The sequence below is a fragment of the Streptomyces sp. NPDC043996 genome, from assembly GCF_056435225.1.
The window spans coordinates 379,342-390,896 of record NZ_JBWKEY010000002.1 but is presented as its reverse complement, the minus strand read 5'-3'; the positions used below and the strand labels follow the sequence as shown (position 1 = coordinate 390,896).

Genomic DNA, 11,555 nt, shown 5'->3' with positions numbered 1-11,555 from the left:
ACAACGTTCAACCTGGAGTAAAGAAGGCATGGAAAACGAGGACAAGCTCCGGTACTTCCTCAAGCGGGTCACCGCCGACCTGCGCGAGACACGTCAGCGGTTGCGCGAGGTCGAGGAAGGCGAGCAGGAGCCGGTCGCGATCATCGGCATGAGCTGCCGCTATCCCGGCGGCGTCCGCTCCCCGGAAGACCTGTGGGAGCTCGTCGCCCACGGCCGCGACGGCGTGACACCCTTCCCCGCCGACCGGGGCTGGGGCGACGTCGAACTGACCGACCCCGAGGACCCCGACCGCGCCTTCCGCACCGAGGGCGGATTCCTGCACGACGCCGCCGAGTTCGACCCCGGCGTGTTCGGGATATCGCCCCGCGAGGCCCTCGCCATGGACCCGCAGCAGCGGCTACTCCTCGAAACCTCCTGGGAGGCGTTCGAGCGGGCCGGGATCGACGCGTCGACACTGCGCGGCAGCAGGACCGGCGTGTTCGCGGGCGTCATGTACCACGACTACACCTCGCGGCCGATGTCCGTGCCGGAGGGCGTCGAGGGCTTCCTCGGCACCGGCGGCTTCGGCAGCGTCGCCTCCGGCCGCGTGTCGTACACCTTCGCCCTGGAGGGCCCCGCCGTCACCGTCGACACCGCCTGCTCGTCGTCCCTGGTGACGCTGCACCTGGCGGCCCAGGCGCTGCGGTCGGGCGAGTGCGGGCTCGCCCTCGCGGGCGGCGTCACCGTGATGGCGACCCCGGACACGTTCATCGGCTTCAGCAAACAGCGCGGGCTCGCCGCCGACGGCCGGTGCAAGTCGTTCGCCGACAGCGCCGACGGCACCGGCTGGGGCGAGGGCGCCGGGATGCTGCTCCTGGAGCGCCTCTCCGACGCCCGCCGCAACGGCCACCCCGTCCTCGCGGTCCTGCGCGGCTCGGCCGTGAACCAGGACGGCGCGTCCAACGGGCTCACCGCCCCCAACGGGCCCTCGCAGCAGCGCGTCATCCGCCAGGCCCTGGACAGCGCGGGACTGACCGCGGCCCAGATCGACCTCGTCGAGGCGCACGGCACCGGCACCACCCTCGGCGACCCCATCGAGGCGCAGGCGCTGCTCGCCACCTACGGCCAGGACAGGGCCGGGGACCGGCCGCTGTGGCTGGGCTCGGTGAAGTCCAACATCGGCCACACCCAGGCGGCGGCCGGAGCCGCGGGCGTCATCAAGATGGTCATGGCGATGCGCCACGGCGTACTGCCGCGGACCCTGCACGCCGAGGAGCGCTCCCGGCACGTCGACTGGTCGGCGGGCGCCGTGGAACTCCTGACCGAGGCGCGGCCGTGGCCACAGACGGGACAGCCGCGCAGGACGGCGGTGTCGTCGTTCGGCATCAGCGGCACCAACGCCCACGTCGTCCTCGAACAGGCCCCGGCCGAGGGCGCTGAGCACGCCAACACCGCCGGGAACGGCGACAGCGGCGAGGACATCGAGTTCACCGGCGGCGATCAGGGTGAGCCTGTCGAGCCCGTCGAGCCCGTCCTGGCCGACGCCGTCCCCTGGGTGCTCTCCGGCAACGACCGCGCCGCGCTGCGCGAGCGCGCCGCCGACCTCCTGGCCCACGTGGGCGGCCAAGCCGACGGCGACGGCCCCTCGGCCGTGGACATCGGCTACTCGCTCGCCCTGACCAGGACCGCCCTGGAGCACCGGGCCGCCGTCGTCGGCACGGACCGCGCGGAACTGCTGCGCGGCCTTGAGGCCCTGGCCACCGGCGGCGAGGCACCGAACCTGGTGCGCGGCACGGTGGGCAGCCGCGGCAAGCTCGCCTTCCTGTTCAGCGGACAGGGCAGCCAGCGCGTCGGCATGGGGCGCGAACTGCACGGCGAGTTCCCGGTGTTCGCGCGGGCCCTGGACGAGGTGTGCGCCCACCTGGACCCGCACCTGGACCGGCCGCTGCGGGACGTGCTCTTCGCCGAGCCCGGCCCTGAGCCCGGCCCTGAGACCGACCCTGAGACCGGTCCCGAGCCCGGCCCCGAGCCCGACACGGCCGCCGCCCTGCTCGACCTGACCACCTACACGCAGCCCGCGCTCTTCGCGATCGAGGTGGCGCTGTACCGCCTCGTCACGTCCTGGGGCCTCACGCCGCAGTTCCTCGCGGGCCACTCCATCGGCGAGCTGGCGGCCGCCCACGTCGCGGGCGTGTTCTCCCTCGCCGACGCCTGCGCCCTCGTCGCCGCCCGCGGCCGGCTCATGGGGGCGCTGCCCGAGGGCGGGGCGATGCTGTCGCTGCGCGCGGACGAGGACACCGTCCGCCGTCTGATCGCCGACCACGGCGGCACGGTGGACGTCGCGGCCGTCAACGGCCCCGAGTCGACCGTGGTCGCGGGCGACGCGGACGCGGTCGCCGCCCTCGACGCCGCCTGGCGGGGACAGGGCGGCAAGACCCGCTATCTGACGGTCAGTCACGCCTTCCACTCGGCGCACGTGGACGCCGTCCTGGCCGACTTCCGCGCCGTCGCCCGCACCCTCACGTACGGCACGCCGACGATCCCTGTGGTGTCCACGCTGACCGGCGCCGTGCTCACCCCGGAGCAGGCGCGGGACCCCGAGCACTGGGTGCGCCACGTCCGCGGGACGGTGCGGTTCCTCGACGGCGTGCGCTGCCTGCGCGACCAGGGCGTCAGCCACTTCCTGGAGCTCGGCCCCGACGCCGTCCTTGCCGCGGCCGGACGCGACTGCGTCGACGAGGGCGCGTTCCTGGTGGCCGCCGCCCGCGCGGGCAGGCCCGAGGGCACCACGCTCACCGCCGCCGTCGCGGCCCTGCACACGCGGGGCGTCCCCCTCGACTGGCGGTCCGTGTTCGCGGGCCGCGCCGCCCGCCGCGTCGACCTGCCCACGTACCCGTTCCAGCGCGACCGGTTCTGGCTGGACGCGGGCGCGTACGCCGGGGACGTGGCCTCGGTCGGCCTGCGGCCCGCGGAGCACCCGCTCCTCGGCGCCGCCGTCACCCTCGCCGACGAGGAGGGCGCCCTGCTCACCGGCAGGCTCTCCCTGGCCACCCACCCGTGGCTGGCCGACCACACCGTCGGCGGCGTGGTCCTCGTGCCCGGCGCCGCCTTCGTGGAACTCGCCATCAGGGCGGGCGACCAGGTCGGGCTCGACCACGTCGAGGAGCTGACCCTGGCGGCGCCCCTGGTGCTGCCCGAGGACGGCGCGGTGCGGCTCCAGGTGTCCGTCGGGGCGCCGGACGTCTCCGGGCGCCGGACGCTGACCTGCCACGCGCGCGCCGACGACGCGCCCGACGACGAGCCGTGGACGCGGCACGCCTTCGGCACGCTCACCGCGGGCGAGGACGCCCCGGCCGCCGACGGCGAGGCCTGGCCGCCCGCGGGCGCCGAGCGGATCGACGTCGACGGCAGGTACGACGACCTCGCCGCGGCGGGACTCGGCTACGGGCCCGCCTTCCGCGGCCTGCGCGCGGCCTGGCGACGCGGCGACGAGGTGTTCGTCGAGGTGGAACTCCCCGACGACAACACCACGGCCACCACGGCCACCGCCGCCTCGTTCGCGCTGCACCCCGCGCTCCTCGACTCCGTCCTGCACGCCATCGGGCTCGGCGGCTTCGTCGCCGACACCGAGCGGCTGCACCTGCCGTACTCGTGGCGCGGAGTGCGCCTGCGCACCGGCGGCGCGACCGCGCTGCGCGGCCGCCTCTCCCCGGCGGGCGCCGCGGGCGTCGCGCTCGCCCTGAGCGACGGCACGGGCGCCCCCGTCGCCACCATCGAGGCCCTGTCCCTGCGGCCCCTGGCGCCGGACGCCCTGACCGGCGACCGCCTGGACTCGCTGTTCCGGGTCGACTGGGCACGCGTGCGGCCCGCCGCCTCCGGCCCGGCCCGCTGGGCGGTCCTCGGCGACGGCCTCGACGGCGCGGACGCCTCCGGCCCGGTGCGCGCGTACGCGGACCTGGACGCGCTGGCCGACGACCAGGTCCCCGACCTGGTGTTCGCGCCCGTCCCCGTGGCCGAGACCCCGGCGCTGGCCACACACCGAGCGCTGGATCTCGTACGGCGCTGGCTCGCCGACGAGCGGTTCGGCGCGGCGCGGCTGGTGTTCGTCACCAGCGGCGCCGTGGCCGCGGGCCCCGACGAGGACGTCCCCGGCCTGGCCGCCGCACCGGTGTGGGGCCTGGTCCGCGCGGCCCAGTCCGAGCACCCCGGCCGGTTCGTCCTCGTCGACGCCGACCGGCCCGCGGCCGCGCTCCACGCGCTGCCCGCGGCCGTCGAGACCGGCGAGCCCCAACTGGCCCTGCGCGACGGCGAACTCCGCGCCCCCCGCCTCGTCCGGGCCCGCCCCGCGGAGACCGAGGCACCGGGCTTCGGCGACGGCGCCGTCCTGGTGACCGGCGCGAGCGGCACACTCGGCGCCCTGGTCGCCCGCCACCTCGTCGAGCGACACGGCGTACGGGACCTCGTCCTGGCCAGCAGGCGCGGCCAAGTCGGCGTACTGCGCGAGGAGCTGTCCGCCCTGGGGGCGGAGGTCGCCGAGGTGGCGTGTGACGTGGCGGATCGTGACGCGGTGGCGGCCATGCTCGCCGAACACCCGGTGACGGCCGTCGTGCACGCGGCGGGTGTCCTGGACGACGGCGTGATCGAATCGCTGACGCCCGAGCGGATCGACACGGTGTTCCGGCCGAAGGTCGACGCGGCGTGGAACCTGCACGAGCTGACCCGCGACCTGGACCTCTCCGCGTTCGTCCTGTTCTCCTCCGCCGCCGGTGTGTTCGGCAACGCGGGGCAGGGCAACTACGCGGCCGCCAACGCCTTCCTGGACGCGCTCGCCCAGCACCGCCACGCCCAGGGCCTGCCCGCGACCTCCCTGGCCTGGGGCCTGTGGGCGGACGCCAGCGGCATGACCGGCGAACTGGCCGAGACCGACCGGGGCCGCCTCGACCGCGCCGGAGTCACCGCCCTTTCCGCGGCGGAGGGCCTGCGCCTCTTCGACGCCGCTCGCGCGCTCCCGTCCGCCGCGGCCGTGCCCATGCGGCTCGACCTGGCGCCGCTGCGGGCCCGCCCCGAGGCCGTCCCCGCGCTGCTGCGCGCTCTGGTGCGCACGGCACGCCCCGATGCCGCCAAGGCCGAAGGCGGCCTGGCGGCACGGATCTCCGCCCTGCCCGCGGAGGAGCGCCTGCCCGCGCTGCTCGACGTCGTCCGCGCCGCCGTCGCCGCCGTGCTCGGCCACGCCTCCGCCGCCGAGGTCGAACCGGAGCGAGCCTTCGGCGAACTCGGCTTCGACTCGCTCACCGCGGTCGAACTCCGCAACCGGCTCGACGCGGCCACAGGCCTTCGCCTGCCCGCGACCCTGACCTTCGACTACCCGACGCCCGCGGTGCTCGCGGACCACCTGCACACCGAGCTCATCGGCGGCGAAGAGGCCAAGGCGGCGACCCTGCGCACCGCCGCGGCCGACGACGAGCCGATCGCCATCGTCGGCATGAGCTGCCGCTACCCCGGCGGCGTGAGCTCCCCGGACGACCTGTGGCGCCTGGTCGCCGAGGGCCACGACGCGGTGTCCGACTTTCCCGACAACCGGGGCTGGGACGTGGCGGCGCTCTACGACCCCGACCCGGAGAACACCGGCACCAGCAGCGTCCGCAGCGGCGGATTCCTCTACGACGCCGCCGAGTTCGACCCGGTCTTCTTCGGCATGTCACCACGGGAGGCGCTGGCGGTCGACCCGCAGCAGCGGCTGCTCCTCGAAACCTCGTGGGAGGCCATCGAGCGGGCCGGACTCGACCCGAAGTCCCTGCGCGGCAGCGCGACCGGCGTGTTCGCGGGCGTGATGTACAACGACTACGCGTCCCGGCTCCGGCGCGCCCCGGAGGGCTTCGAGGGCCAGCTCGGCGTCGGCAGCTCCGGCAGCGTCGCCTCCGGCCGCGTGTCGTACGTGTTCGGCCTCGAAGGCCCGGCGATGACCGTGGACACCGCGTGCTCCTCGTCGCTCGTGGCCCTGCACCTCGCCGCGCAGGCCCTGCGCTCCGGCGAGTGCACGCTGGCGCTCGCGGGCGGGGTCACGGTGATGGCCAGCCCGGCGACGTTCGTGGAGTTCAGCAGGCAGCGCGGCCTGGCCCCGGACGGCCGCTGCAAGGCCTTCTCCGCCGATGCCGATGGCACCGGCTGGGGCGAGGGCGTGGGCATGCTCGTCCTGGAGCGGCTGTCGGACGCGCGCCGCAACGGCCATCCGGTCCTCGCGGTGGTGCGCGGTACGGCGGTCAACCAGGACGGTGCGTCGAATGGTCTGACGGCTCCGAACGGGCCTTCGCAGCAGCGCGTCATCCGGCAGGCGCTCGCCAACGCGGGGCTGACCCCGGCCGATGTGGACGCCGTGGAGGCGCATGGCACCGGCACCACCCTCGGTGACCCCATCGAGGCCCAGGCCCTGCTCGCCACCTACGGCCAGGACCGCGCGGGCGAGCCCCTGTGGCTCGGCTCCCTGAAGTCCAACATCGGCCACACCCAGGCCGCCGCCGGTGTCGGCGGCGTCATCAAGATGGTGATGGCGATGAGGCACGGAACGCTCCCGCGCTCCCTGCACATCTCCGAGCCATCGCCGCACGTCGACTGGTCCGCGGGCGCCGTGAGCCTGCTCGCCGAGGCACGGGCCTGGCCGGAGGTCGCACGCCTGCGGCGGTCCGCCGTGTCCTCGTTCGGCGTGAGCGGCACCAACGCGCACGTCGTCCTGGAGCAGGCGTCCGACGACACTCCGGCCGACGACTCCCCGGCCGACGACACCCTGGCCGACGAGCCGTCGGCGTCCCGTCCGGCCCCGCTGGTGTTCTCCGCGCGCACGGAAGGCGCGCTGCGCGGCCACGCCGCCCAACTGGCCACCGCCACCCAAGGCATGGCGTCACCGGATGTGGCGGGTGTGTTGTTGTCGCGGTCGGTGTTCGAGCATCGGGCTGTGGTGGTGGCTGGTGGTGCGGACGCGCTGGCGGCGGTGGCGCAGGGGGTGGAGTCCGCGCGGGTGGCGGTGGGTGTGGCCCGTTCGGCTGGGAAGGTGGCGTTCGTCTTTCCTGGTCAGGGTTCGCAGTGGCTGGGGATGGGGGCCGCGCTGGCGCAGTCCTCTCCCGTCTTCCATGCGTCCATGGAGGCGTGCGCTGAGGCGCTTGCTCCGTATGTGGAGTGGTCGTTGTGGGATGTGCTGGCTGATGGTGGCGCGTTGGAGCGCGTGGATGTGGTGCAGCCCGCGTTGTTCGCGGTGATGGTGTCGTTGGCGGCGTTGTGGCGTTCGTTTGGTGTCGAGCCGGACGCGGTGGTGGGTCATAGTCAGGGTGAGATCGCGGCCGCGTTTGTGGCGGGTGCGTTGTCGTTGGAGGACGCCGCGAGGGTGGTGGCGTTGCGGAGTCAGGCGATCTTGGCGTTGTCGGGTCAGGGTGGCATGGTGTCGCTGGCCTTGACGGTGGAGGAGGCGCGGGAGCGGATCGCGCGCTGGGATGGGCGGATCTCGGTCGCCGCTGTCAACGGCCCCCGTTCAGTGGTTGTGGCGGGTGACGCGGACGCGCTGGACGCGCTCATGGAGTCCTGCGCCGCTGATGAGGTACGGGCCCGGCGCGTCCCCGTCGACTACGCCTCGCACTCCCCGCATGTCGAGCGCATTGAGGGGGTGTTGTCTGTCGCCTTGGCCGGAGTTGAGGCCAGGGCTGCTCAGGTGCCGATGCTGTCCACGGTGACGGGGGAGTGGCTGACCGGAACTGAAGTGGGTGCCGAGTACTGGTATCAGAACCTGCGGCACACCGTGCGCTTCGAAGACGCCACGCGCGGTCTCCTCGACCGGGGCGTCGGCACCTTCGTCGAGTGCAGCCCGCACCCCGTCCTCACCTTCGGCGTACGCGAAACGCTCGACGCGACCGACGGCGAGGCGATCGTGGTGGGCACGCTGCGCCGGGACGAGGGGGACCTGGACCGGTTCCTGCTCTCGGCGGCCGAGGCGTATGTGGAGGGTCTGCCCTTCGACTGGCGGGCCGTGGTGCCGTCCACCGGGCGGCATGTGGACCTGCCGACGTACCCCTTCCAGCGCAAGCGCTACTGGCTCGACGCTCCCCGTGACCTGAGCTTCGGCGAAGCGGCCGGTGGGCTCGGCCTGGCGGGCGCCGGCCACCCGCTGCTCGGCGCCGCCGTGGACCTCCCCGACGGGCAGGGCCTCGTGTGCACCGGCAGGCTCGGCACCGACACCCACCCCTGGCTCGCCGACCACGCCGTCGGGCAAGTGACCCTGCTGCCCGGCACGGCCTTCGCGGAGATCGCGCTCGCCGCTGGCGGCAGGCTCGGCCTGGACGAAGTGGAGGAACTGACGCTGGCCGCACCGCTGGTGCTGCCCGAACGCGGCGGTGCGCGTCTGCGGGTCACCGTCGGCGCCGACGAAGGCTCCGGCCGCCGGGCGCTCACCATCGACTCCCGCCCGGACGACCCGGCCGCCGACACCGACTGGACCCGGCACGCCACCGGCGTCCTCACCACCGCGGCCACCGCGGCCACCGAGGCCCCCGCTGCACCGGCCGCGCCCACCCCGTGGCCGCCCGCCGGAGCGGAACCCATCGCCCTCGACGGCCTCTACGAGGGCCTGGAGGAGGCCGGGTTCGGGTACGGGCCCGCCTTCCAGGGCCTGCGGGCGGCATGGCGCGGCGAAGACGCCGTCTACGCCGAGGTCGAACTCGGCGAGGACCAGCTCCGGGACGCCGCGTCGTTCGGGACGCACCCGGCGCTCCTCGACGCCGCCCTGCACACCTGCATGCTCGGCGGCCTCGTCGAGGACGCGGGCCGCCCCCGCCTCCCGTTCTCCTGGAGCGGCATCCGCTGGCACGCGACCGGCGCCACCACGGCGCGGGTCCGCGTCGCCCCGGCCGGACCCGACGCCGTCACCCTGGAACTGGCCGACGCCCAGGGGCAGCCCCTGGCGACGGTCGCGTCCCTCGTGCTGCGGCCCATCGCCGCGGACCAGTGGGGCGCGCGCCACCGCGACGCGCTGTTCCGCGTCGCGTGGGTGGCCGCGCCGCGCCGCACGGGCGCCGCCGCTCCGGCTCCCGCCCGCGAGTACGCGGTCGTCGGACCGGACGACCTGAAGGCCGCGGCGGGCCTCGCCGCGGCCGGAGTCACCGCCGGGGAACACCGAGACCTCGCCGCCCTCGCCGCGGCCGGAGTGCCGGACGTGGTCGTCGCCCCGTGCGCCGGGGAAGGACCGGAGCCGGTCGCCGCCGCCCGCGCCGCCGCCCTGCGCGCGCTTCGCCTGGCCCAGGAGTGGCTGGCCGACGACCGGTTCCTCGCCTCGCGGCTGGTCTTCGTGACCCGCGGCGCCGTCGCGACCGGCCCCGACGACGACGTCACCGACCTCGCCGCCGCCGCGGTGTGGGGCCTGATCCGGTCCGCGCAGTCCGAGAACCCCGACCGGTTCGCGCTGGTCGACGTGGACGCCGACGACGCGTCCTGGGCGGCGCTGCCCGCCGCGCTCACCGGCGGCGAGCCCCAGCTCGCCGTGCGCGCCGGTGACCCGCTGGTGCCGCGCGTGGCCCGGACCCAGGCGTCCGAGCCGCAGTCCCCGGTCGCGTTCACGCCCGGTGGCACCGTGCTCGTGACCGGCGCCACCGGCATGATCGGCGGCCTCGTCACCCGGCACCTCGTGACCGAGCACGGCGTCCGGCACCTCCTCCTCGCCAGCCGCAGCGGCCCCACCGCGCCCGGAGCGGACGAGCTCCGCGCGGGACTCACCGCCCTCGGCGCCGACGTCACCCTCGCCGCCTGCGACGTCACCGACCCCGGCGCCCTCGCGGAACTGCTCGCCGCCGTGCCCAAGGACCACCCGCTGACCGGAGTGATCCACTCCGCGGGCGTCCTCGACGACGGCGTGATCGGCTCCCTCACACCGGAGCGCGTCGACACCGTGTTCCGCCCGAAGGTCGACGCGGCCTGGCACCTGCACGAGCTCACCCGCGACCTCGGCCTGTCCGCGTTCGTCCTGTTCTCCTCCGCGGCCGGCATCCTCGGCGGCCCAGGGCAGGGCAACTACGCGGCCGCCAACGCCTTCCTCGACGCGCTCGCCCACCGCCGCCGGGCCGCCGGACTCCCCGCCACCGCACTGGCGTGGGGCCTGTGGGAGACGGCCAGCGCCATGACCGGCGACATGGCGGAGTCCGACGTGGCCCGCCTGTCCCGCTCCGGCGTCGCGGGCCTCACCCAGGAACAGGGCCTCGCCCTGTTCGACCTCGGATGCGCGACGGGCGACGCGGTCGTGGTGCCGATGCGCCTCGACGCCGCCGCCCTGCGCGGCGGGCCCGACGAGGCGCCCCCGCTGCTGCGCGGCCTCGTGCGGCCCCGGGCCACCAGGGCGGCGGCGGCCGACACCGGCGAGGAGCGCCTGGCGGCCCGTCTGGCCGGGCTCACCCAGGAGGAACAGGAGCGGGAACTGCTCCGGCTCGTCCGGGACCGCACGGCCGCCGTCCTCGGCTACGCCCCCGACGAGATCGACGTGTCCGGCGCGCTGACCCAGCTCGGCCTCGACTCCCTGACCGCCCTGCAGCTGCGCAACCAGCTCGCGGGCGCGACCGGCCTGCGCCTGCCCACCACCGTCGTGTTCGACCAGCCGACAGGACCAGCCCTCGCCGCGTACCTGCGCCGTGAACTCGCCGCGAAGGACGAAACGGACGGCACCGCGCCCGCCGCGCCCGCGACCCTCGCGGTCGAGGACACCCTCAACGGCCTGTACCGGCAGGCCATCGACCTCGGCCTGTACGACGAGGGCTGGCAGCTGGTGACGGCGGCCGCCCGGGTGCGGCCCGTGTTCGAGGCGCCCGACGAGGCGCCCGCGCTGCCGTCGGTGACCCTGGCGACGGGTCCGGGAACCCCGCTGCTGTGCTTCCCGCCGATGATGGCGCCCTCCGGCCCGCACTACTTCAGCCGGTTCGCGTCCGTGTTCGCGGGCGAGCGGGACGTGAGCGTGCTGCCCCACCCCGGCTTCGCGCCGGGCGAGGCGCTGCCCGCGACCAGGGCGACGATCGTCCGCTACCAGGCCGACGCCGTCCAACGGCAGGCGGGTGACCGGCCGTTCGTGCTGCTCGGCTACTCTTCCGGCGGATGGATGGCCAACGCGGTCGCCACGCTGCTCGAGGAGCGGGGCAACGCACCGGCGGCGGTGGTGCTCGTGGACACCTACACCGCGACGAACTCCTTCGAGGAACGGCTGGAGGCGGCACTGAGGGAACGGGGGTCCACCAGCGAGGCGTTCGAGCTGCTCACCGGCGCGCAGCTCACCGGACAGGGCGGCTACGTGCGCGTCTTCGACGACTGGAAGCCCGAACCGACCGGCACGCGGACGCTCTACGTACACGCCACCTTCCCGCCGGGGGAGACGGCGGCCCTTCAGACCGAGGACCGCTGGCAGCCCGAGTGGCCGCACCCGCACGAGGACGCCGACGTCCCCGGAGACCACTTCACGATCATGGAGGACCACTCCGAGTCGACGGCGCACGCCGTCCGCGACTGGCTGGGCGCGAGCCCCCAGTGACCGCGCCCAGTGGCCCGCCCAGTGACCCGCGGAG

Annotated in this window: 1 protein-coding gene; it reads left to right on the top strand. The window is 75.3% G+C overall.

The features are described 5' to 3' along the window. The first annotated feature begins 28 nt into the window (after positions 1–28). Complete coding sequence (locus AC07A4_RS06120; protein WP_478593633.1) at positions 29–11,521, top strand: type I polyketide synthase; 11,493 nt, start codon at positions 29–31, stop codon at positions 11,519–11,521. The last annotated feature ends 34 nt before the right edge of the window (positions 11,522–11,555 follow it).

Coding starts and splice junctions, on each gene's coding strand:
- AC07A4_RS06120 (WP_478593633.1), top strand. CDS start 29: ATGGAAAACGAGGACAAGCTCCGGTACTTCCTCAAGCGGGTCACCGCC.